The following is a 22319-nucleotide window of genomic DNA, read 5'->3' as shown; positions in this document are numbered from 1 at the left end:
CGCTCCTGACATTTATTCTTGAGATAATTATAACATAATTTTCAATCATTCTTGATTAATTAACCTACCAGTATATATAATTAATAATGAAGGAAAAAAGGAAGGTGGGTTTTTATGAAAAAGCACCCGTTACATATGTTAGGGAGGCTTGTAGCAGGAAAAAATACGCAATGGATCACTTTATCGGTGTGGGTTCTTATTACATTATTACTTTCATTTACGTTACCACAAGTAAACAGTACGAAAGAACCGAATCCAAAAAATTTACCTGAAACAGCTATGTCACAGCAAGCGGAAGCGCTTATGAAAAAAGAGTTTCCGAATAATGCAGGGAATCCGTTGTTAGTAGTATGGTATAGAGATGGTGGATTACAGTCACAGGATTATAAACTCATACAAGACGTTTATAAAGAGTTAAAAGCTAGTCCTTTAAAAGAACAATCAACGTTACCGCCATTTGATACAATTCCAGAGCAAGTATTATCAAAAAGTGCATCAAAAGATGGTACATCATTTGTTACACCGGTATTCTTTAATAAATCTGCTGGTACGGATATATTAAAAGGAAATCTTGAAGAGTTTAGAGAAATAGTGAATAGTAAGGTGGATGAAGATCCATTTAAACAAAAAATAAGTGAATCTGGTTTACATGTTCGATTATCTGGACCTGTAGGTATTCAAACGGATGCAGTTAGTTTATTTAGTCAAGCAGATGTGAAATTGTTAGTGGCTACTGTATTATTAGTCTTGGTCCTATTAATTTTACTTTACCGTTCGCCAATTTTAGCAATTTTACCTATACTTGTTGTTGGCTTTGCATACGGTATCATTAGTCCTACACTCGGTTTTTTAGCTGATCATGGATGGATTAAAGTAGATGCCCAAGCAATATCAATTATGACAGTATTATTGTTTGGTGCTGGAACGGATTATTGTCTATTTTTAATTTCGAGATATAGAGAGTACTTGTTAGAAGAAGAAAGTAAATATAAAGCATTACAACTTGCGATTAAAGCTTCTGGCGGTGCAATAATAATGAGTGCGTTAACTGTTGTACTTGGATTAGGGACATTATTACTTGCTCATTATGGTGCCTTTCATCGATTTGCAGTACCATTTAGTGTTGCTGTATTTATAATGGGAATCGCGGCTTTAACGATTTTACCAGCACTATTATTAATTTTCGGTAGGATTGCATTTTTCCCGTTTATACCGAGAACAACTTCAATGAATGAGGAGTTTGCAAGAAAGAAAAAGAGGGCTGTAAAAGTTGAAAAATCAAAAGGCTCCTTTAGTAAAAAACTTGGAGATGTAGTAGTACGAAGACCGTGGACAATAATTATGCTAACTGTGTTTGTATTAGGTGGATTGGCTTCGTTCGTACCACGTATTCAATACACATATGACTTATTAGAATCGTTTCCAAAGGATATGCCTTCTCGTGAAGGGTTTACGTTAATTAGTGATCATTTCTCAGCTGGTGAACTAGCACCAGTAAAAGTTGTTGTTGATACGAAAGGAAAAGAGCTTCCTATTAAACAAGAACTAGAGAAATTTTCTTTCATAAATACAGTGAAAGAGCCAAAAGAGGGAAAAGAAAATAAGCAAATACAAATGTATGAAGTTTCTTTAGCGGAAAATCCATACTCAATTGAAGCGTTAGATCAAATTCCTAAATTGAAAAGTAATGTAGAAAAAGTATTAAAAGATGCTGGGATTAGTAATGCTGAAGAGCAATTGTGGATTGGTGGAGAAACAGCTTCATTATATGATACAAAGCAAATTACTGAACGTGATGAATCAGTAATTATTCCAGTAATGATTAGCATTATCGCTTTATTATTACTTGTCTACTTACGATCGGTTGTTGCGATGATTTATTTAATTGTAACTGTTGTCTTATCATTCTTCTCAGCGTTAGGAGCAGGATGGATATTACTTCATTACGGTATGGGAGCGCCGGCCATTCAAGGTGCGATACCGTTGTACGCATTCGTATTTTTAGTTGCTTTAGGTGAAGATTATAATATCTTTATGGTTTCAGAAATATGGAAAAACAGAAAGACACAAAATCACTTGGATGCAGTAAAAAATGGTGTAATACAAACAGGTAGTGTTATTACATCGGCAGGTTTAATTTTAGCAGGAACTTTTGCAGTGTTAGGTACACTTCCAATTCAAGTATTAGTTCAATTTGGTATTGTAACTGCAATTGGCGTATTACTAGATACGTTTATTGTAAGACCGTTACTTGTACCCGCAATTACAGTTGTGTTAGGCCGATTTGCTTTTTGGCCAGGTAAACTTTCAAGAAAGAGTGAAGAAATACAAAAGGTGGATGCATAGTTAAAAAAGCCAAGGGTATTTTCCTTGGCTTTTTCAATGTAGTTAATTAATTTTTTGAAGTCAAATCATCAGCTGCAGCGTGATCAGCATCTTCAATTGTTGTTTCGGGCATTCCGTATAAGCCGTTCATTGCTTGTTCTTCAATAGTAAGGTTTGCAGTATTATTATTTTGAATAGATGTAGTATTTTCAGTAATATTTTCTTTTTTATTCATATTTTTGTTATTCATGTATGTATCCTCCAAATTTCATTTGATTTATCTATAGTATGTGGATGGATTTCAAGAAATATGTGAATTGATTCTTACATATGTTATATAATTAAATAAATAATTAGGGTGAAATGTAAACTGTTAGGAGTGAACAATTATGGTGAAAGCAAGGGAAATAGCCTTCTAAAATAAAAAGAAAATTTTAGGAGGCTATTAGAATGAAGTTTCATGTAATTGATAGAGAAGATTGGAATAGAGAGCAGTATTTTGAGCATTATTTAAAGTTGAAATGTACATTTAGTATGACTGTTAATGTTGATATCACGATGTTATTAGAGGAATTATATCAAAAGGGAATAAAATTTTATCCCGTTTTTATATATTTAATTTCTAGAGTAGTAAATAATCATAAAAAATTTCGAACATGTTTTAACGATGAAGGAGTTTTAGGCTATTGGGAGGAAATGATACCGAGTTATACAATCTTTCATAAAGATGATAAGTCTTTTTCAAGTATATGGACGGATTATTCAAGTGATTTCCGCACTTTCTATAAGAATTATGAAGACGATATGAGATGCTATGCTAGTGTTCATGGTTTTTTCACGAAAGAAAATATTCCACCTAATGTATTTCCGATTTCTAGTATACCTTGGACTAGTTTTACTGGATTTAATCTTAATATTAATAATGATGAAAATTTTCTATTGCCAATTATAACTTGTGGGAAATATTTTAATGAAGGAAACAAGGTTATGCTACCAGTTTCATTGCAAGTACATCATTCGGTTTGTGATGGATATGATGCGAGTCAATTTATAGAAGATTTACAGCAGTTAAGTAATACTTGCAACGAGTGGCTTAAATAATATTTAATTTTTAATTATATAAAGTGAAACTTTAATCAGTGGGGGTTTTGTTCAGCCCCCACTGATTATTAGCCTGACCCCCACCTAACTTCTTTGCTTTCGCTGAATTTTGAGGTGGGGGTCTTACTGCCCAGCAAATAGCGGGATAAAATTGAAAATGAATAAAAGAAGAGACCATGTTGGTATTACATGGTCTCTTCTTTTATTCATTAATACTAAGTAATTGTGGAAAATATAGGGTGATTTGTAGTTTAATAGTAAAGAGAGTGATTAGTATTAATTTTCTTTGTTTTTAAAATTTTAAGTATATAAATGTTTAACAGGGGGGGATAAAGTGAAATTCGTAAGCATTAAAAAAGATGAAATCTTAATTGGGGATATGGCAAAATTGTATTGTAAAGTATTTGAGAAAATAAATTTCAATGAAATGATCGAGCGAATGAATAGGCATATAGAATATACAGGTTTTAAAGGTATAGTAGCAATAAATGATGAAAATGAAGTAGTTGGCTTTACTTATGGTTATCGCTCAATGGAGGGACAGTACTATAATCAATTAATGAGAGAAGCGTTACATCTAGAGCAAGTAGACGAATGGTTACAAGATTGTTTTGAATTTGTAGAGTTAGCAGTCCACCCACAATATCAAAATGAAGGTCTTGGAACGAAATTACATAATGAATTACTAGAAGGGATTCCAAATAGAACGAGTGTTTTAACAACACAAATAAACAATGAAAAAGCACGTTCGTTATATGAAAGATTAGATTGGATAAATGTATTGGAGCCATTTCATCCAAGTACAAATGATGTTCCATATGTAATAATGGGAAAAGCATTAAAAACAAAAGTGAATTGATAATTATGCCATTCACAAAAATGGTTGGTTTGTAATAATGAAGGGGAAAACGAAAATGACGAGAATATCTATAGAAAAAGCTACAATTTTAGATGCTGAGAAATTAACAGAAATAATGAAAAGAACATTTGATGCAGAAGCAAAACAATGGCTATACGGCCAAGATGATGTCATTGATTATAACATTCAACCGCCAGGGTATTCTTCAGTTGAAATGATGGAATATTCCATTGAAGAATTGGATTCTTTCAAAGTTGTAATGGATAAAGAAATAATTGGAGGGATAATAGTTACGATTTCTGGTAAGTCGTACGGTCGAATTGATCGTATTTTTGTAGCTCCTGTTTATCAAGGAAAAGGAATTGGATCACATGTTATGAAATTAATAGAAAAGGAATATCCAAACATAAAGATTTGGGATCTCGAAACATCTAGTAGACAAATTAATAATCATCACTTTTATAAAAAGATGGGCTACCAAATGATTTTTGAATCGGAAGATGAGTATTGTTACGTGAAAAGAATAAAAACAAGCTCAAACAAAGAGAGTGTAGTTACAAATAAAGATATGAAAAATAGTCAATACGAAAACTGTAATTTAGCAAATACAGGGTATTATCAAGTGAATTTAAAAAAACAGTTCATTTGTTGGTAGCAATATAATGAATACGAATATGAGTAATTGCAATGTAAGTCAATCAAAGTTTAGAAATATAAATTTTAGAAGTTCATCATATGCAGATTTAAATCTTTCTGGCAGTAAATTTAATTTGGTGACTTTAGGTGGAGTACAATTCAAAAATACAAGTCTCGGAGATGAGAAGGAACCTATTGTATTCGATAAATGTGACTTGGAAGGTAGCACCATAAGTAACAGTAATCTGAAAAATATTGAAATAGAAAATTGTGATATAGTCGGTATGGAAATAAATGGTATTCAAATTGAAAATTTGCTTAATTTATATAGCAAGGTGAAAAGCTAATCATATAGATATGTTGTTAATCTTTTTGGAAATTAAATATTATATCGGAATAATTATGTAAAAATGACATAAAGAAATACGGATGAGAAGGTCATTCATGAACATTTCTAGAATACACACAAATATATTGTTATTTATATGGAGGAGAGAAAGATGGGGGTTAACGTTAGAGCAGTAGAAATACAAGATGCTAGAGCAATTCATTGTATATGTATACAAGATGACGTTTTACCGTATATGGTTTTCTTACCTAGCATGCGTGTAGAAGCTATGGAAAATAGAATTCGAAATTTAGCACCAAATCAATTTGAATTTGTTGCAGAATATGATGGAGAAGTTGTTGGATTTGTAAGTTTAACACAAAGTCCAGGCCGAAGATCTCATTCAGGCGATTTATTCATTGGGGTAGACAGTGAATATCATAATAAAGGAATTGGGAAAGCACTTCTTATGAAGATGCTTGATCTGGCTGATAATTGGTTAATGTTAGAGAGAGTAGAACTAGGTGTGTTAGAAACGAATCCAAAAGCAAGAGCTTTATATGAAAAATTTGGATTTGTAGAAGAGGGGGTAAAGATAGGGAATTTGAAAGCTCACGGAAAGTTTATTAATGAAATTATGATGAGTCGTTTTAGACCGAATGGTTTAATTGTACATAATTGATAGTTAAAAGCATGACAGTATACTGTCATGCTTTTTCATTAGAATTTGGCTGTAATAAAAATAATGCTAAACCAATAAAAATAACGGCAATTCCTAGTCCTTGTTGTAAAGAAATGGTCTCATGTAATATAAAGTACGCTAGCATACAAGTGCCAATTGTTTCACCTAAAATACTCATTGAAATTACAGTAGCACTCATCCATTTTAATAACCAATTAAAAATGGTTTGTCCTAAAATTGTAGCAATGAAAGCTAATCCAATAAAGCACAACCAAGTTTGTGTAGAGTAATGGATGAAAGATTCTTGTTGCGTGAAAGCAAATATGCCAAGAAAGCCAGCACTACTTCCATAACTAATTACCGAATAGGGTATAAGTGACAAATCTTTACGGACGTGTTGGCTAATGAAAAAATAAGCAGTAATGATACCAGCAGCGATAAATGCTAAAATATCTCCATATAAAGCTTCTCCACTAATTTGGAAATCTTGCCAGCCAATGATGATACTACCTGAAATGGCGATGAGGCAACCAATAACCGCTCCTTTCGTAAATCTCTCCTTAAATAAAAAATAACCACCAATTATTGAGAACAAAGGTTGTAACGTTACGATAACTGTAGAGCTTGCTACAGAAGTATATTGTAATGATTCAAACCATAGTACATAATGTGCAGCTAAAAATAGCCCAGATATGAATCCGAATGTCCATTGTTTTTTCGTTAAAGTTTTTAGCTCATTTCGACTATTTTTATTAAATAGTAATAACGGTAACAGGATCAGTGTGGCAAAGAATAATCGGTAAAAAGCAATGATTGTCGCAGGAGCAGCTGCCAATTTTACAAAAATTGCTGAAGTTGATAAGGCGAATACACCAAAAAATAAGATGAAATATGAAAGAATAGGTGATTTCAAAGTTTGTCCCTCCGATAGATTGTTTATTATAATAAACTTAGTGCGATATAATATACAAAGGTAAGTATATAAGTCCCGGAGATAATAGGAAAGGATTATTTGCCTTTGTTTAGTATGTCAGCACAAAGACAATGAAATATGCATTATGATGGACGAAAGGAAGTTTTACTATGATACATGATAGGCTTGGACAAACGGTATTAAGTTATCGTAAGAAAAATAATATGACAATTCGTGAATTCGCTGAGTATGCAGGGATTAGTACATCACTAATTAGCCAAATTGAAAGAGGACATGCTAATCCTTCTTTAAATGTTTTGGAGTTAATTGCAAAAGCATTAAATGTACCGCTGTTTACACTTTTTATTAACGATATTGATACAGATTCGCTCATTTCCAAGAAAAAAGATCGAAAAAAAGTATATCGGGAAAACAATGATCACATTGTATATGATGTATTAACACCTGATTTTATGAAAGCACGTATTGAAATGCTAATGATGGATTTAAATAAACAAGCAAACACAACAGAAAGCCATTATTCCCATGAAGATAAGGAAGAGATTGCTGTTATTATGAAAGGGGAAGTATACGTAGAATTGGAGGGAAAAGAATATTTTTTAGAAGAAGGCGATGTTGTACGTATTCCACCAAATGTGAAGCATCGATTTTTGAATAAAAGTGATGAATCGAATCACATTTTATTTGTCCTGACACCATCTTTAGGATGAAAATATAGTGATTTTAATTAGGGGAGAAAGAAAATGGAAAACAAAAGTATTTTAAAAGGCGGCCTTTCAATTATTTCTCAATGCAAAAAAGAAACAAATGATATTTGGCATGCGCATTTTGGAGCAGCTGCAATTGCTAGTTATTTTAATCATATAAAGAGAGCTCCAAATTATAAAGATATAACATTAGAAAAATTCCGGTATGTTATTCATTCTTAATGAACTTTAATAATCTGAAAAAAGAAGCTTAATCTAGTTTCTTTTTTTGTTAGTAGTATATTATTTTTTCAAATATGTAAGATTTTACATGCGTATTTTACTTTTACTAATTATGTAAGTAGGCTATACTGAAATACATACATTTTATTTTTGGAGAGATGTAAAACGACATGGAACTAGCGAAATTGGAAAAAGTAATTGAAATAAAAAAAGAAGAACTTTTATATTTAGTATCGGATTATGGAATTCAACATGAAAAAGTATTGGCATTGAGTCAAGAACTAGACAAATTAATCAATTACTTTATGTTTTTAAAATAAAGAGAACTATGACGGGGTTTGTAAATGTTATAGTTCTTTTTTATTAGGTAATTTGAAAATATATTCAAATATATTGTCTAATTTCTTACAGAATGCGCAACTTGCTAGTCGAATATAAGGACTTTTGGTTATAATAAAAAGGAATTATTAATTGTATCGGTTAGGAGCGCAGCACATATGAAAACAGTTGTTGTTATCGGTGGAGGTATAACGGGACTTTCTACTATGTTTTATTTAGAAAAATTAAAAAAGGATTATAATATCGATTTAAATTTAATTCTTATTGAGAAAGAAGAGTATTTAGGTGGTAAAATCCATAGTGTGGAAGAAAAGGATTTCATTATGGAGTCAGGAGCGGATTCAATCGTTGCTCGTAATGAATATGTTATGCCACTTGTAAAAGATTTAAATTTAGAAGATGAAATGGTATATAATGAAACGGGTATTTCTTACATATATTCTGAAAACATGTTACATCCGATTCCTTCTGATACTATATTTGGGATACCTATGAGCGCCCGGTCGCTGTTTAGCAGTACGCTAGTCTCAACGAAAGGGAAAATCGTAGCTTTAAAAGATTTCATAACGAAAAATAAAGAGTTTACGAAAGACACATCACTTGCTCTATTTTTAGAAAGTTTCTTAGGGAAAGAGTTAGTGGAAAGACAAATTGCTCCTGTGCTTTCAGGCGTATATTCTGGTAAATTGAATGAGCTTACAATGGCATCTACATTACCATATTTACTGGATTATAAAAATAAGTATGGAAGTATTATTAAAGGTTTTGAAGAGAATAAAAAACAATTTCAATCAGCAGGAAATAAAAAATTCGTATCATTTAAAGGTGGACTATCTACGATAATTAATCGCTTAGAAGAAGTGCTGACTGAAACTGTCGTAAAAAAAGGTGCTATAACGACGGCTGTAAGTAAACAAGAAGATCGATATGAGATTTCTTTTGTAAATCATGAAACAATACAAGCTGATTATGTTGTTTTAGCAGCTCCACATGATATAGCACAAACTTTATTACAGTCTAATGAGTTAAATGAGCAGTTTAATACATTTAAAAACTCATCTCTTATAAGTATTTACTTAGGATTTGACATACTAGATGAACAACTACCAGCTGACGGCACAGGGTTTATTGTAACGGAAAACAGTGATTTACATTGTGATGCTTGCACATGGACAAGTCGAAAGTGGAAACATACATCGGGTAAACAAAAATTATTAGTAAGAATGTTTTATAAGAGCACCAATCCGGTATATGAAACAATCAAAAATTATAGTGAAGAAGAATTAGTACGAGTTGCTTTATATGATATTGAAAAAAGTCTCGGAATTAAAGGTGAACCAGAAGTAGTCAAAGTTACAAATTGGAAAGATTTAATGCCGAAATATCATTTAGAACATAATCAAGCGGTTCAAACATTGCAAGAAAAAATGACGAATCTTTATCCAAATGTATATTTAGCTGGTGCCTCATATTACGGTGTCGGAATTGGTGCGTGTATTGGAAATGGAAAGAATATAGCCAATGAAATAATGGCTACATTAAATAAATAATACTGTAGAATAAATAAAAACTGTCCCTTCAGCAAAATGGAGGAACAGTTTTTATTTATTTTATTTGAATCGAAATTGTATTGTTTTTTACATTGTTTTCTTTTATTGTTAATGTTATTTCTCCAGACTCTTTAAATGAATACGGTGATAGTTGATAAATATCTTTTATATCATGTTTTTCTTGTAATTTATTTACCGGTATTGATACGATATTTGGCTTCCATGTTTCTTGTTTTCCTGAAGGATATTCTATAAGTATTACCGGATTTTTTAACTGTATTGTTTTCCAAGAGACGAAATATAGTTGTACTTCTGTATCTTTTTTTAATAATTCTTCGAAGAAATAACCGAATTCGCCTACATTACCGAAAACAGTATAATTTTGATTTTTTAATTTAATATCTAAATAACTAGGTTGATATGTTACTGCATGATAAGTTCCATATGAAAGTGAGAGTATGGCAGCGATTAAAATACCGATTGAAAATGTCCTAAAGCTATTGCCTTTAAAGCTAGTCATCATGAATGAGTTTGGTGTGAATTTTTTTGCGAATAAAAAAATAAGTAATATGAGTAAGAGGGATAAGCCGATGAATATATACATAGGAAATTTACACCTCCACAATAAAAAAATACATTAACTATATTTTACCATAAATGTATGGGGTAGGGTGGTTGTTTAGAAGGAGAAAATGAAGAAACAATTTCTTTACAGTTCTTGATAATTTAAAATTAGATTTATGGAAATTATAGCGTCATGTTTGATTGGCAATCAGAAGGTATCCAATTCGTGTATATAGAATAAAGAGGGAATGCGCCATTAGAAATGTTTGATTTATGGAACAATAAGGACTTTACTAATTATACATATTTTTTCTGATATAATGAACGAGTAGAGAGAAAGGAGTGATCCTATGGCATTTCCTATATTAGAAACAGAACGCTTACGTTTAGTTGAAATAGAACAATCTTATTGTCAAAAAATATATGAAATCTTTTCATTGGATGAAGTGACGTGTTATTACGGTATGAATTCTTTTACGGAGTTTGGACAAGCTTCACGTATGATCGAATCTTTTTCAAAAAATTACTTTGAGAAAAAGGCAATACGATGGGGAATTGTGTTAAAAGAAACGAATGTTTTAATAGGAACAATTGGACTAAACAATTTACAATTATGGAGCAAACGATCTGAGATTGGATATGATCTGCATCCTCATTATTGGGGAAATGGTTATGCTTCAGAAGCAGCTCGAGAAATTATTGATTATGGATTTAAAGATTTAGGTTTGTTTAGAATTGGAGCTATTACATATCCTGAAAATGTTACTTCTTGTAGAATGTTATCTAAAATTGGCTTCCAAAAGGAAGGTCTATTGCGCGGATATATTCATCAAGGAAATAAGCAACACGATGCATTATTGTATTCTATAGTACGAACTGATATTGAGGACATAAATTTATAATAAAAAAACCTCTTAATTAAAAGAGGTTTTTTTTATTATAAATTAACCTAATTTAGGTAATAAACGTTCTCCGCTTTTCATGCTACTTTTACATAAAGGGCATTTAGGCTCTTCTTCAAATGAAAAGTTCTTTCTCATCCATCCTAAACAATCCTCTGATTCACATTCCCAAACAGGGGTTTGTTCTGGTGGTACTTCTGCTACATCGTTCTTTCGATTGCGATACATGTAACCACTCCTTTTATGTAAAAAATTTTAGTTATATATTAAAAAGGTTGTTAACCTTGCTGGTAACAACCTTTTTATTGTTTGAATTATAGCTTTACAACGTTTTTAGCTTGAGGTCCGCGGTTACCTTCTTCAACTTCAAAGCTAACTTCTTGACCTTCGTCAAGAGACTTGAAGCCGTCGCCAGTGATAGCTGAGAAGTGAACGAATACATCGTTACCGTCTGCAACTTCGATGAAACCGAAACCTTTTTCGCTGTTAAACCATTTTACTTTACCTGTTAATGTCATGGTAATGCCTCCTAAAAGTAGAAAAATTACAATATGATCGGCCTTATTTGAATGAAAATAAAATTTCACATATTATCAAAAACCCATAAGGAGTACAAACTGTCCCTGATTGATACTTGATAATATGCAAAGAAAATATAGTGTTAAATTGACCTTAATTACTATCTTACAACAAATGGTGGGAAATAGCAAGTGCTGGTAATACCACTGAGTAATCTGGGTGATAATAGTAAAGGCACAAAGGCACCTCTTTTATTTATATATTATTCCTAATTTGGATTTATGCAAAATCATGTAAGAAAAACTTAGAGTAAATATTAATAATGTATTTTTCGTGGTAAAATATGGATGTTTACTATTGGTAGTTAAATATTATAAAAGGAGAAAAGAAAGTGAAAAATAATTCATTTTTAATAATTGAAGCAGCAAAAGCAGGGAGAAAAAAGGTCCATCCAGTCTTTGCTGTAATATTAGCCATTATATTTTTGACTTTAGGCGAACTTTTTATGTTATTTATGTTATTTTTACCGAAAGCTGAAACGATATTCATGAAAGGTATTTATGACAATGTTAGAATGGTGTTAACGTTTGGCGGAGCTATATTTATTTTATTTATATGGGTTCGTTTTGTAGAAAAAAGACCTTTTTCATCTATTGGCTTTTGGAAAGAGAAATGGATGAGAAAATATTTAAAAGGTGCGTTAATAGGGTTTGTATTTATTTCAACGCCAGTTATTCTACTATTACTAATGGGGAGTGTGAAATTGCAAGTACAACATATTACCTCAACAGTGATAGTAGGAATAGTAGGATCTCTAGTTGCATTTTTAATACAAGGGGCAACGGAAGAAATTATTGTACGAGGTTGGTTATTCCCGATTCTTTCTGTTAGAAGTCGTATATGGGTTGGAATAATTGTAACTTCATTTTTATTTGGATTTCTTCATCTACTTAATCCAGGAATTACAATATTATCTATATCGAATATAATATTAGTGGGTGTTTTCACAGCTTTATATGTATTGAAAGAAGACGGTCTGTGGGGAATATGTGCATGGCACTCAATTTGGAACTGGGCTCAATATAATGTATATGGTTTTGCAGTTAGTGGCACAACTGTATATTCTACTCCAATTTTTAAGTCTATAACAAATGGACCAGAAACATTGCATGGAGGCACGTTCGGAATTGAAGGTAGTATCATTACAACAATCATGCTCACTATTGCTTCAATTGTTTTATGGAGAAAGTTATGGGGAAGAAAAGTGAAACAACGAAATTTTAGTTAATGAAAGAGGGAGAAACTATGGGGATAATAGCATTTGAGGGAGCAAGCGCTGTTGGTAAAAGTACCACGTGCCGTGAATTAGAAAAGAATTATGGTGCTTATATAATACCTGAAGTGAATTCTTTATTTGAAAGGCCAAAAAATGACCATAGAACATGGTATTTTGAAAAACAAGTTGAGCGCTGGAATATAGCTGTTCAGAAGTCAAAGCAATATGAATTAGTAATACTCGATGGCGATATTTATCAGCCACTTAGTTATAATTGGTGTTTTCATTTTGATATATTTAATCAGCCATTATCTTTAATAGAAAATTTTTATAAAGAAAAGATGATAAATAGGGAAATTGGCTTTCCGGATCAATATTTTTATTTATATACGAACGATGAAGAACTTAGAAAGCGGAAAGTATCTGATGAGACGAAAAGAAGAAGAAACTTTGAAAAACATTTACATATATCAAAATCGTTTCAGCGTTATTATGAAAATTTAAATACTGTTACAGATGGGTATTGTAAATTAATTGAGGCAAAAAGTGTAAGAAATAATGAATTAGAAATAGTGAGAAACTCACAAAATTTGAACGTGTGTGAAGAAAGACGTTTTGATGTTTCGAAGTTAGATGCTATTACGAAGTGGTTAAAAGAAAATCGTGCATAAAGTAAAAACAACGAGTGTTGTAGAACGCGCTCGTTGTTTTTTTGTTTCTTTATAAATATAAAGGAAAAATTTGTAGAATATTTTCATTATTTAACAGAATAATCTTTCAATTTTAAAGAAAAAGAAATACAATATGAGGAAGTATATATAAATAATATGATAGGGGATGGGATGCGATATTTTGAATGAAGTAACAGTTTTTATATAAGAAATAATTAGGTAGTCAGAACGGAGATATTTGGGAGGAAACAAGCGAGATGAAAACATTTTTGAAAATAATAGGTGTTATAGCTGGTATGGCGGTAATTGGAGTAGGTTTAACATATGGTATGCTGCATTATTTAAATAATAGTAAACCAGCTGCGAAAAAGGCATCACCAGCTGCTCCAGCAGTAGAAGTATTAGCTGATAGTAACGTAAAAGCAGAAGATGCAAAGCTTTTAGAAAATGGAAATTATTCATTGCCGAATAGTGGTTTTAATAAAAATTTTAAATGGACAGATGAGAACATACAGACAGCATTACATGAAATGGCACATCAAAAAGCGAAAGCTGATCAAAAGTGGGGCTATATTTTTATTACACAAGAGCGGATTGAAAGCTTAATTGATATTGTAAAGAGTAATGATCTTGTACAGGGAAGTACATATGTAGAAATTTTAGAACGATGGAAACAAGGAAAATATGAAAAGGTTGATGGGGATCATAATAAGATTTGGAAATTACAAAGTGGGAATTTAGGAGAAGGAAAAGGAGTAATGTCGGTAGCTGAGCAAAAAGAATTAATTAATCAAGTGTTTATGAACAAAGGTACATATTCAGGTAGTAAATTAATTGCAGGTGGGGGACAGACTAATAAATAGTATACTAATTAATGAAAGAGAGTAATTGTGAAGTGACCCCTAAAAGTTAGACACGGTTATTTCATTAGGCAGCTTGATAAAAATGAGTTCGGTATTGTACCGGACTCATTTTTAATTTTGCCTTAATCCGTTTCGTATTATAATAATCTATATATTTTTCTAATTCTATTTTAAAGTGCTCTACATTTTCAAATTCTTTTATGTAGAGGAACTCCGACTTCATAATCCCAAAGAAATTTTCTATTACTGCGTTGTCGTAACAGTTTCCTTTTCGAGACATACTCTGTACGATACCCCTTGATTCAAGTGTGCGGACGTATTGACTCATTTGATAATGCCATCCTTGATCCGAATGCATTAGTAGCTGGTGGTTTTCAGGTAAACGTTCTAATGCTTTCTCTAACATCTCTGAAACAAGTGAATACGTCGGTCTAGAACCAATTGTATAGGTAATAATTTCACCATTATACAAGTCTAATACAGGTGATACATACAGTTTCTCTCCAAACAATTTAAACTCTGTGATGTCCGTTACCCATTTTTGATTCGGGGCATCTGTATAAAAATTACGCTCTAAAATATTAGGTGCAATTTTACCGACTTTCCCTTTATAGGATTTCTATTTCTTCATACGCACAACACACTTTAATCCAAGCTCTTTCATAATGCGCTGAACCTTTTTGTGATTCACTTTCTGATCACGATTCGTTAACTCATCACGAATGCGACGGTAGCCATAACGACCTTCATTTTCCTCATAAATCGCTTTAATTTCAGCTTTCAAATCGGCATCTTGATCCGGACGATTCATTTTCTTTACTAAATCATAATACGTACTCCGTGGAATACCAGCTAGCTCCACGAGTGCCTTCACCGAATATTTATGCCTTAATTCATAGACTACTTGCGCCTTGTCTTGCTTCGTGATTTTTCCTTGTTTTGAACTAAGGCATTCAACTTTTTTAAGTACTCATTTTCCATTTCAAGCTGTTTAATACGTGCTTCAAGTGCTTCGACTGACCCGTCAGCTAAAGTTTGTTTTAATTGTTTATTTGAATCTTTTTTCATGGATGGACGCCCCTTTTTTTTAGATTGAAGGGCATCAATTCCTTGTGTTTCGAGCTGTTTTTTCCAAACAGAAATCGTTGAAGGGGCAGGAATGTTAAAGATAGCTGCCGTCTCAAATAAGGACATACCGTTTTCAATCATAAAGTTTAGTACGTCTAGTTTAAATTGTTGTGTGTAATTTGTACATCGTTTTAGAAAAGCTTCCATACCATTCTGTTTATATTGGTTTACCCAATTCAAAATAATTGTGTCACTTATACCAATCGATTTACCCATTTCTCGATAACTTTCATTTCCGTTCAAATAACGTAGAACGATTTGTATTTTTTCATCAGCTGTAAATTTAGCCATAGAAAAACTGCACCTCCAATTGTTAGACTGTGTCTAACAATTGGGGTGCAGTTCACTGTTTCATTCAGTTTTACTCTTTTTTCTATTGAATCTAATAATCAAATAGTTTCTTAGAAGTATTAAAAGACTTAAAAAAATGGATTATAAAAATATTAGCTATTAATGAGCGTGTTTTGTAGAGGAAATCATGATTAATCAACACGCCTGACTTCACATATTACTTTTGGTGCCTGATTTTATTAATTCACACCATTCACAAGATTTTCACAGAATTAAAGACTATACTAATTAACAGGATGTTCAAATGAAAATGATTATCAATAGCGATTCAATTGAATAAAAGTTACTTTCTAATTCAATCTATGGATGTCATCATTTTCGAAATAAATCACACTATAAGGAGTATACATATGAAAAAATCTATGCTTTTAAAATTAGTGAGTATTCTAGCAATTTTTACTTTAATGTTAGTAGCTTGCTCAAATCCAAGTAATGATACTAAAGAGTCAAAAGCTAATAAAGATAATAGTAGTGATAAGCCAAAAACGGTTGAAATCACTGATGCTCATGGAACTGTTAAAGTCCCTGTAAACCCAAAGAATGTAGTTGCTTTGGATAACAGAACTTTTGAAACTTTATCTGATTGGGGAATTAAATTAGCGGCTGCTCCAAAGGATATCATGCCTGCTGATTCAGCATATAAAAAGGATGATTCAGTTCAAAACATTGGGAATCACCGTGAACCAAATCTAGAAATTATTGCAGCGGCAAATCCTGAACTTGTAATCGTTGGTCAAAGATTTGCTGACCATTACGAAGAAATCAAAAAATTAGTACCAAATGCAGCAGTTATTGATCTTAATTTTGATGTTTCTGAGAAAGCTACTAAGCCTGGCGAAAACTTAGTAAAAGGACTTAAAGATTCTACAATTACTTTAGGAAAAATCTTTAATAAAGATAAAGAAGCTAAACAATTAGTAGCTGATTTTGATAAATCTATTGAAAAAGCAAAATCTGCTTATAACGGAAAAGATAAAGTTATGAGTGTTATCGTTACTGGTGGTAATATTGGTTTTGCTGCGCCGCACTCTGGTCGTGTTTGGGGACCAATGTATGAAATTTTCGGTTGGACTCCAGCGTTAGAAGTTTCAAATTCTACTGCAGGTCATAAAGGTGATGACGTTTCTGTTGAAGCTATTGCACAAACAAATCCTGATTGGATTTTCGTATTAGATCGTGATGCTGCAACATCTGATGCAGCTAAGTCAACACCTGCTAAGGATGTTATTTCTAAATCACCTGCTCTTCAAAACACAACTGCTGTTTCTAAAAAACAAGTTATTTATGCACCAGAAGATACTTACACAAATGAATCAATTCAAACTTATATAGAGTTATTTGGAAATATGGCAAAAACTTTAGCTAAGTAGTGTAAAGGAGTACGAAACAGTGTCAAAAAATATAATTTCTAGGGTTGAGAATATTTCTCAACCCCAGTTTTATAATCACAATAAATTATGGACAAAACCTTTTATAATAGCCATTATAGTTGTTATAATTTTAGGGATTATATCACTGTTTACTGGAGTTTATGATATACGTGGACAAGAGGACGGGACAGAGATGTTTTTCATAACTCGTGTTCCGAGAACAGCTGCATTAATGCTTACTGGAGCTGCGATGGCGATGGCAGGGCTCGTAATGCAACTCATTACACAGAATCGCTTTGTTGAACCTACTACAACGGGGACTATTGAATGGTCAGGCTTAGGCCTGCTTTTTGTGTATTTATTATTTCCTGCCCCGACTTTAGTTCAAAGAATGACTGGTGCAATCATTTTTTCTTTTATAGGAACTATGATTTTCTTTCTATTTTTAAGAAGAGTTAAGCTTCGTTCGTCTTTAATTGTTCCGATTATTGGATTGATGCTTGGAGCAGTAATTTCTGCAGTGTCTACTTTTTTAGGACTCCTTTTTCAAAAGACGCAAAGTATTGAAACTTGGTTTGTAGGTTCATTTGCTAACATTCAGGTGGGAAGATATGAATATTTATGGCTGATTGTTATCATTACTTTTCTTATTTTTATGTATGCGAATAGATTGACTTTAGCTGGACTAGGAGAAGATGTCGCAACAAGTCTTGGAGTTAATTACAATAGAATTGTTCTTTTTGGGACTGCTCTTATCTCTGTTGCAGTTGGAATTGTTGCAGCTGTTATTGGACACTTACCTTTCTTAGGATTAATTGTGCCAAATATCGTTTCAATGTTTAGAGGTGATGATCTTAGGAGTAATTTACCTTGGGTTTGTGTGATCGGAATGGGATCAATAACTGCCTGTGACATCATTTCTCGAACAATTATACAGCCTTTTGAATTACCTGTTTCTTTAATACTTGCAACAGTGGGAGCAGTCGTGTTTATTACTATTTTATTGAGACAAAGAAAACCAAGGAGGCTACGATGATCACATTAGAATATAGAAAAAAAGAAAATGTCGAAATCGATTCTAGCCTTCATAATGAAAGTAGATCAGCTAGCGCTTTTCGGTCTAAGAAGGAAGCAAGACGTTATTGGATTTTACTGATAACATTGATTGCTTTAGGTCTTCTTTCTTCATATGGACTTTTAGTTTATAACAATCCAGTTCCGATAGATTCACCTTCTTTTATCCCAGTCGTTAAGAGAAGGATAGTAGCTATTGTTGCAATGATTATTGCTGCGGTTTGCCATAGCTTGTCGACAGTTGCTTTCCAATCTATTACGAATAATAAAATTATTACTCCATCGCTTTTAGGTTTCGAATCACTTTATTCAGCAATTCAAACGAGTACAGTATTCTTCTTTGGTGCTAGTGCGTTAATAAATTTTAATGGAATTGGATCATTTTTATTCCAAGTTGTTGTTATGGTCTTCATGAGTTTGATACTTTATGGATGGTTACTTTCCGGTAAATACGGGAATTTACAACTTATGCTTTTAGTTGGAATTATTATTGGTACCGGGCTAAATTCTGTGTCAACTTTCATGAGAAAACTACTTGCGCCTTCAGAATTTGATATCTTACAAGCAAGATTATTTGGTTCTGTTAATCATGCAGATCCTGCATATTTTCCTATTGTAATTCCTATGATCATAATTGTAGCGGTATTAATTTTTGCTCATTCTAAGAATTTGAATGTTTTGTCACTAGGAAAAGATGTTGCTACTTCTTTTGGAGTTAAATACCAACCTAGTGTAATTTATACGCTTGTATTAGTAGCTATTTTAATGTCCATTTCAACAGCTCTAATTGGGCCACTTACTTTCTATGGCTTTTTAGTGGCAACTTTGAGTTATCAGGCAGCGTCAACTTATGATCATAGATATATTTTTCCGATGGCTTTTGCTATAGGATTTTTAATAATGACCAGCGCATACTTTTTAATGTATCATGTATTCCATGCTCAAGGTGTAGTTTCAGTTATTATTGAATTATTCGGTGGAATCATATTCTTAACTATAGTTTTAAGGAAGAGGGCTTTATGATAAAAATTGATAATGTTAAAAAGTTCTATACGGATAAGGTAAAAATAGGACCTTTGGATATTGAAATACCAAAAGCAGGCTTTACTTCTTTAATCGGACCAAATGGTGCTGGAAAGTCAACGACACTTTTGATGATTGGTAGACTTTTAGATATGGACGAAGGTCAAATCCAGGTAGCAAATATGGATGTTTCTGAATCTAAATCAAAAGACTTAGCAAAAGTTTTGACTATATTGCGACAAGAAAATCATTTTGTAACGAGGCTTACTGTTAGACAATTAGTTGGATTCGGGCGCTTTCCTTATTCAAAGGGAAGATTAACGAAAGAGGATGAAGCTATCATTTCTAAATATATCGACTTCCTAGATTTAACTAATTTAGAGAATAGATATTTAGATGAGCTTTCTGGTGGTCAAAGACAGAGGGCATACGTAGCGATGGTATTGTGCCAAGAGACTGAATATGTACTTTTGGATGAGCCTCTGAATAACCTGGATGTTGCTCGATCTGTTCAAATGATGGAGCATTTGAGACGTGCAGCTAATGAATTTGGAAGAACAATTTTGACTGTTATGCATGACATAAATTTTGCAGCCAAATACTCTGATAAAATTTGTGCTATGAAAGATGGACAAATTGCTGCTTTCGGAACAGTAGAAGAAGTTATGGACTCAACACTTTTGACAGATATTTTTGAAACAAGAATAGAAATTATTAAAGGTCCTTATGGGCCAATCGCTGTTTATTAGTTATAAAATGTAAAAAATACTGTAGCTTGCGTAGATTATGCAAGCTACTCTAGTTGAAGTTGCTGTCTATATTTTATAGGCAGCAGCTTTTTTTATGTGACTACTCATAAAATGCAAAAGAATGCTTCACCTTTTCAAGTATGTACCAAACGAAAAAAATATCTCTGTATAACTTTTTAAAAGAATTCAGCTTGTTTTTTTTTTATGTAATATTGCATACCAGAGTGTATTGATAAAAGTGTAAGGGGTCACTATAATGAGGGCATAAAGATAAATTACATTTTCGTAGCAATAAAAAGGAGGAAATAATATGGAAATCGCAATGGCAGTATTAAAATTTGTAGGTGGCGTAATCCCGTTAATTCAAGAACTTTTAAAAGCATTTATGTAAGTTTATTAGTTAGCTATCATTTATCAATCATTATCATATTTTACTAAAAAAAGAACGGGGTGATTTTTCTGAATATTAAGAAAAACACTAAAAGAAGAAAGTTCCTTGCATGTTTATTAGTCAGTCTATGCACTATTAATTATTCATCTATTTCCTTCGCAGAAACACAAGCAAGTAATGCAACTGATGTAACCAAAAATGCTAGTGGCATTGATACTGGTATAGCAAATCTTAAATATAATAATCAAGAGGTTTTAGCTATAAATGGTGATAAAGTAGAGAGTTTTGTTCCGAAAGAAAGTATCAATTCAAATGGTAAATTTGTAGTGGTGGAACGCGAGAAAAAATCACTTACAACGTCACCAGTCGATATTTCAATTATTGATTCTGTAGTGAATCGCACGTACCCAGGAGCTGTACAACTTGCAAATAAAGCTTTTGCAGACAATCAACCAAGTTTATTAGTGGCTAAGAGAAAGCCTCTGAATATTAGTATAGACTTACCGGGTATGAGAAAAGAAAATACAATCACTGTCCAAAATCCGACATATGGTAATGTAGCTGGAGCAGTAGACGATTTAGTATCTACTTGGAATGAAAAGTATTCTACAACACATACGTTACCTGCAAGAATGCAGTATACGGAATCTATGGTTTATAGTAAATCACAAATCGCAAGTGCTCTTAATGTTAACGCTAAATATCTTGATAACAGTCTAAACATTGATTTTAATGCGGTTGCAAATGGAGAGAAAAAAGTGATGGTTGCCGCATATAAGCAAATATTTTATACGGTAAGTGCTGAACTACCTAACAATCCATCCGACCTTTTTGATAATAGTGTTACTTTTGATGAGTTAACTCGAAAAGGCGTAAGTAATTCGGCTCCACCTGTTATGGTTTCAAATGTAGCTTATGGTAGAACGATTTATGTAAAATTAGAAACAACATCTAAGAGTAAAGATGTACAAGCTGCTTTTAAAGCCTTACTTAAGGATAACAGCGTTGAAGCAAGTGGACAGTATAAAGATATTTTTGAAGAAAGTACCTTTACTGCTGTAGTATTAGGCGGAGATGCGAAAGAGCATAACAAGGTTGTTACTAAAGATTTCAATGAAATCCGAAATATCATTAAAGATAATGCTGAATTAAGTCTTAAAAATCCAGCATACCCAATTTCATATACAAGTACTTTCTTAAAAGATAATGCAACTGCTGCTGTTCATAACAATACAGATTATATTGAGACGACAACTACAGAATATTCAAGTGCTAAAATGACACTTGATCATTACGGTGCTTACGTTGCTCAATTTGATGTATCTTGGGATGAATTCACATTTGACCAAAAGGGTAACGAAGTACTAACACATAAAACATGGGATGGTAGCGGAAAAGACAAAACGGCTCATTACTCTACAGTTATCCCACTTCCACCGAACTCAAAAAATATAAAAATTGTTGCAAGAGAATGTACAGGTCTTGCATGGGAATGGTGGAGAACAATTATTAATGAACAAAACGTTCCATTAACAAATGAAATAAAAGTTTCAATTGGAGGAACAACATTATACCCAACAGCTAGTATTAGTCATTAAGTATAAAAAAAGCGCCCTATAAGTAGGGCGCTTTTTACTTAGTCACAAATTTTATTTTGTATCGGTATGTTTTTAGGTTTTGTAAATCATCAACTATAAGGTGGGAATATTGTGAAGACGAAAAGCTACATGTTTTTCGTCTTTTCGTTCTCTTGCT

At 32.4% G+C, this 22319-nt stretch carries 22 protein-coding genes and 2 pseudogenes; 18 read left to right on the top strand and 6 right to left on the bottom strand.

Annotated features, from left to right (window positions below; translation table 11 throughout):
• The first annotated feature begins 114 nt into the window (after positions 1–114).
• Complete coding sequence (locus tag F3I02_RS28115; RefSeq protein WP_074594938.1) at positions 115–2346, top strand: MMPL family transporter; 2232 nt, start codon at positions 115–117, stop codon at positions 2344–2346.
• A 46-nt stretch (positions 2347–2392) separates the two neighbouring features.
• Here the strand turns inward: F3I02_RS28115 and F3I02_RS28110 are convergent, their stop codons facing one another.
• The gene (locus tag F3I02_RS28110) at positions 2393–2575 is read right to left on the bottom strand and encodes a DUF4021 domain-containing protein (RefSeq protein WP_001060656.1); all 183 of its coding nucleotides are present in this window, start codon (positions 2573–2575) and stop codon (positions 2393–2395) included.
• A 200-nt stretch (positions 2576–2775) separates the two neighbouring features.
• On the opposite strand from F3I02_RS28110, the gene catA reads away from it, so the two are divergent.
• From catA to F3I02_RS28090, 4 genes and pseudogenes are all read left to right on the top strand, one after another.
• Positions 2776–3426 carry a type A chloramphenicol O-acetyltransferase gene (catA, locus tag F3I02_RS28105; protein WP_000668527.1) on the top strand — a complete coding sequence of 217 codons (651 nt, stop codon included), beginning with the start codon at positions 2776–2778 and terminating at the stop codon, positions 3424–3426.
• 334 nt (positions 3427–3760) lie between these two features.
• Entirely contained in the window at positions 3761–4285 is a 525-nt protein-coding gene (locus tag F3I02_RS28100) for a GNAT family N-acetyltransferase (RefSeq protein WP_000673978.1), read from the top strand.
• Between the two features lie 37 nt (positions 4286–4322).
• Positions 4323–5268 (top strand): annotated as a pseudogene (locus F3I02_RS28095) (GNAT family N-acetyltransferase).
• A gap of 153 nt (positions 5269–5421) precedes the next feature.
• Positions 5422–5931, top strand: a complete 510-nt coding sequence (locus tag F3I02_RS28090) for a GNAT family N-acetyltransferase (protein ID WP_000538743.1) — start codon at positions 5422–5424, stop codon at positions 5929–5931.
• A gap of 25 nt (positions 5932–5956) precedes the next feature.
• Here F3I02_RS28090 and F3I02_RS28085 read toward each other — a convergent pair whose 3' ends face one another.
• A complete protein-coding gene (locus tag F3I02_RS28085) occupies positions 5957–6844 on the bottom strand; it encodes a DMT family transporter (protein ID WP_000841802.1) in 888 nt (295 codons plus the stop codon).
• A gap of 170 nt (positions 6845–7014) precedes the next feature.
• Here F3I02_RS28085 and F3I02_RS28080 point away from each other — a divergent pair, with 170 nt between their 5' ends.
• The 4 genes from F3I02_RS28080 to F3I02_RS28065 all read left to right on the top strand — a co-directional run bounded on the left by F3I02_RS28080 (position 7015) and on the right by F3I02_RS28065 (position 9683).
• On the top strand, positions 7015–7575 hold the full coding sequence (locus F3I02_RS28080) for a helix-turn-helix domain-containing protein (protein ID WP_000581041.1): 561 nt from the start codon (positions 7015–7017) through the stop codon (positions 7573–7575).
• A 33-nt stretch (positions 7576–7608) separates the two neighbouring features.
• Positions 7609–7794, top strand: a complete 186-nt coding sequence (locus F3I02_RS28075; protein ID WP_000428904.1) for a hypothetical protein — start codon at positions 7609–7611, stop codon at positions 7792–7794.
• Between the two features lie 170 nt (positions 7795–7964).
• Positions 7965–8114, top strand: a complete 150-nt coding sequence (locus F3I02_RS28070) for an aspartyl-phosphate phosphatase Spo0E family protein (protein WP_000417698.1) — start codon at positions 7965–7967, stop codon at positions 8112–8114.
• 177 nt (positions 8115–8291) lie between these two features.
• Positions 8292–9683 carry a protoporphyrinogen oxidase gene (locus tag F3I02_RS28065; protein WP_000860363.1) on the top strand — a complete coding sequence of 464 codons (1392 nt, stop codon included), beginning with the start codon at positions 8292–8294 and terminating at the stop codon, positions 9681–9683.
• A 55-nt stretch (positions 9684–9738) separates the two neighbouring features.
• Here the strand turns inward: F3I02_RS28065 and F3I02_RS28060 are convergent, their stop codons facing one another.
• On the bottom strand, positions 9739–10287 hold the full coding sequence (locus F3I02_RS28060; RefSeq protein WP_196478653.1) for a hypothetical protein: 549 nt from the start codon (positions 10285–10287) through the stop codon (positions 9739–9741).
• A gap of 310 nt (positions 10288–10597) precedes the next feature.
• On the opposite strand from F3I02_RS28060, the gene F3I02_RS28055 reads away from it, so the two are divergent.
• The gene (locus tag F3I02_RS28055; RefSeq protein WP_000885386.1) at positions 10598–11149 is read left to right on the top strand and encodes a GNAT family N-acetyltransferase; all 552 of its coding nucleotides are present in this window, start codon (positions 10598–10600) and stop codon (positions 11147–11149) included.
• Positions 11150–11191: 42 nt separating this feature from the next.
• On the opposite strand, the gene F3I02_RS28050 is transcribed toward F3I02_RS28055, so the two are convergent.
• Both F3I02_RS28050 and cspD read right to left on the bottom strand, forming a co-directional pair.
• On the bottom strand, positions 11192–11377 hold the full coding sequence (locus tag F3I02_RS28050; protein WP_000286203.1) for a cold-shock protein: 186 nt from the start codon (positions 11375–11377) through the stop codon (positions 11192–11194).
• Positions 11378–11463: 86 nt separating this feature from the next.
• Complete coding sequence (cspD, locus tag F3I02_RS28045; RefSeq protein WP_000176366.1) at positions 11464–11667, bottom strand: cold-shock protein CspD; 204 nt, start codon at positions 11665–11667, stop codon at positions 11464–11466.
• 392 nt (positions 11668–12059) lie between these two features.
• Here cspD and F3I02_RS28040 point away from each other — a divergent pair, with 392 nt between their 5' ends.
• From F3I02_RS28040 to F3I02_RS28030, 3 genes are all read left to right on the top strand, one after another.
• On the top strand, positions 12060–12956 hold the full coding sequence (locus tag F3I02_RS28040; protein WP_074594855.1) for a CPBP family intramembrane glutamic endopeptidase: 897 nt from the start codon (positions 12060–12062) through the stop codon (positions 12954–12956).
• Positions 12956–13615, top strand: a complete 660-nt coding sequence (locus F3I02_RS28035) for a DEAD/DEAH box helicase family protein (RefSeq protein WP_196478652.1) — start codon at positions 12956–12958, stop codon at positions 13613–13615. The genes F3I02_RS28040 and F3I02_RS28035 overlap by 1 nt, the downstream gene beginning before the upstream one ends.
• Before the next feature lie 257 nt (positions 13616–13872).
• Positions 13873–14478 carry a PRK06770 family protein gene (locus F3I02_RS28030; protein WP_000846985.1) on the top strand — a complete coding sequence of 202 codons (606 nt, stop codon included), beginning with the start codon at positions 13873–13875 and terminating at the stop codon, positions 14476–14478.
• 64 nt (positions 14479–14542) lie between these two features.
• On the opposite strand, the pseudogene F3I02_RS28025 reads toward F3I02_RS28030, so the two are convergent.
• Positions 14543–15897, bottom strand: a pseudogene (locus F3I02_RS28025) (IS3 family transposase).
• Between the two features lie 410 nt (positions 15898–16307).
• Here F3I02_RS28025 and F3I02_RS28020 point away from each other — a divergent pair.
• The 5 genes from F3I02_RS28020 to alo all read left to right on the top strand — a co-directional run bounded on the left by F3I02_RS28020 (position 16308) and on the right by alo (position 22162).
• Positions 16308–17327, top strand: coding sequence for a siderophore ABC transporter substrate-binding protein (locus tag F3I02_RS28020; RefSeq protein WP_061884743.1), 1020 nt, complete (start codon positions 16308–16310; stop codon positions 17325–17327).
• Positions 17328–17346: 19 nt separating this feature from the next.
• On the top strand, positions 17347–18363 hold the full coding sequence (locus F3I02_RS28015; RefSeq protein ID WP_000041820.1) for an ABC transporter permease: 1017 nt from the start codon (positions 17347–17349) through the stop codon (positions 18361–18363).
• A complete protein-coding gene (locus F3I02_RS28010; RefSeq protein WP_000631245.1) occupies positions 18360–19424 on the top strand; it encodes an iron chelate uptake ABC transporter family permease subunit in 1065 nt (354 codons plus the stop codon). The genes F3I02_RS28015 and F3I02_RS28010 overlap by 4 nt, the downstream gene beginning before the upstream one ends.
• Positions 19421–20173, top strand: a complete 753-nt coding sequence (locus F3I02_RS28005; RefSeq protein ID WP_000590060.1) for an iron ABC transporter ATP-binding protein — start codon at positions 19421–19423, stop codon at positions 20171–20173. The genes F3I02_RS28010 and F3I02_RS28005 overlap by 4 nt, the downstream gene beginning before the upstream one ends.
• 450 nt (positions 20174–20623) lie before the next feature.
• Complete coding sequence (gene alo / locus F3I02_RS28000; RefSeq protein ID WP_000576722.1) at positions 20624–22162, top strand: anthrolysin O/cereolysin O family cholesterol-dependent cytolysin Alo; 1539 nt, start codon at positions 20624–20626, stop codon at positions 22160–22162.
• The last annotated feature ends 157 nt before the right edge of the window (positions 22163–22319 follow it).

It is taken from the genome of Bacillus sp. SRB3LM, from assembly GCF_015712745.1.
GTDB lineage: Bacteria > Bacillota > Bacilli > Bacillales > Bacillaceae_G > Bacillus_A > Bacillus_A thuringiensis_K.
This window is presented reverse-complemented; position numbering and strand designations above follow the sequence as displayed.

What these genes read in the sequence shown, in the direction of transcription:
- F3I02_RS28080 (WP_000581041.1), top strand. Translation starts at nt 7,015, where the DNA reads ATGATACATGATAGGCTTGGACAAACGGTATTAAGTTATCGTAAGAAA.
- F3I02_RS28010 (WP_000631245.1), top strand. Translation starts at nt 18,360, where the DNA reads ATGATCACATTAGAATATAGAAAAAAAGAAAATGTCGAAATCGATTCT.
- F3I02_RS28055 (WP_000885386.1), top strand. Translation starts at nt 10,598, where the DNA reads ATGGCATTTCCTATATTAGAAACAGAACGCTTACGTTTAGTTGAAATA.
- F3I02_RS28115 (WP_074594938.1), top strand. Translation starts at nt 115, where the DNA reads ATGAAAAAGCACCCGTTACATATGTTAGGGAGGCTTGTAGCAGGAAAA.
- cspD (WP_000176366.1), bottom strand. Translation starts at nt 11,667, where the DNA reads ATGACATTAACAGGTAAAGTAAAATGGTTTAACAGCGAAAAAGGTTTC.
- F3I02_RS28065 (WP_000860363.1), top strand. Translation starts at nt 8,292, where the DNA reads ATGAAAACAGTTGTTGTTATCGGTGGAGGTATAACGGGACTTTCTACT.
- F3I02_RS28050 (WP_000286203.1), bottom strand. Translation starts at nt 11,377, where the DNA reads ATGTATCGCAATCGAAAGAACGATGTAGCAGAAGTACCACCAGAACAA.
- F3I02_RS28075 (WP_000428904.1), top strand. Translation starts at nt 7,609, where the DNA reads ATGGAAAACAAAAGTATTTTAAAAGGCGGCCTTTCAATTATTTCTCAA.
- F3I02_RS28110 (WP_001060656.1), bottom strand. Translation starts at nt 2,575, where the DNA reads ATGAATAACAAAAATATGAATAAAAAAGAAAATATTACTGAAAATACT.
- F3I02_RS28030 (WP_000846985.1), top strand. Translation starts at nt 13,873, where the DNA reads ATGAAAACATTTTTGAAAATAATAGGTGTTATAGCTGGTATGGCGGTA.
- F3I02_RS28005 (WP_000590060.1), top strand. Translation starts at nt 19,421, where the DNA reads ATGATAAAAATTGATAATGTTAAAAAGTTCTATACGGATAAGGTAAAA.
- F3I02_RS28020 (WP_061884743.1), top strand. Translation starts at nt 16,308, where the DNA reads ATGAAAAAATCTATGCTTTTAAAATTAGTGAGTATTCTAGCAATTTTT.
- F3I02_RS28035 (WP_196478652.1), top strand. Translation starts at nt 12,956, where the DNA reads ATGAAAGAGGGAGAAACTATGGGGATAATAGCATTTGAGGGAGCAAGC.
- F3I02_RS28090 (WP_000538743.1), top strand. Translation starts at nt 5,422, where the DNA reads ATGGGGGTTAACGTTAGAGCAGTAGAAATACAAGATGCTAGAGCAATT.
- catA (WP_000668527.1), top strand. Translation starts at nt 2,776, where the DNA reads ATGAAGTTTCATGTAATTGATAGAGAAGATTGGAATAGAGAGCAGTAT.
- F3I02_RS28070 (WP_000417698.1), top strand. Translation starts at nt 7,965, where the DNA reads ATGGAACTAGCGAAATTGGAAAAAGTAATTGAAATAAAAAAAGAAGAA.
- F3I02_RS28060 (WP_196478653.1), bottom strand. Translation starts at nt 10,287, where the DNA reads ATGTATATATTCATCGGCTTATCCCTCTTACTCATATTACTTATTTTT.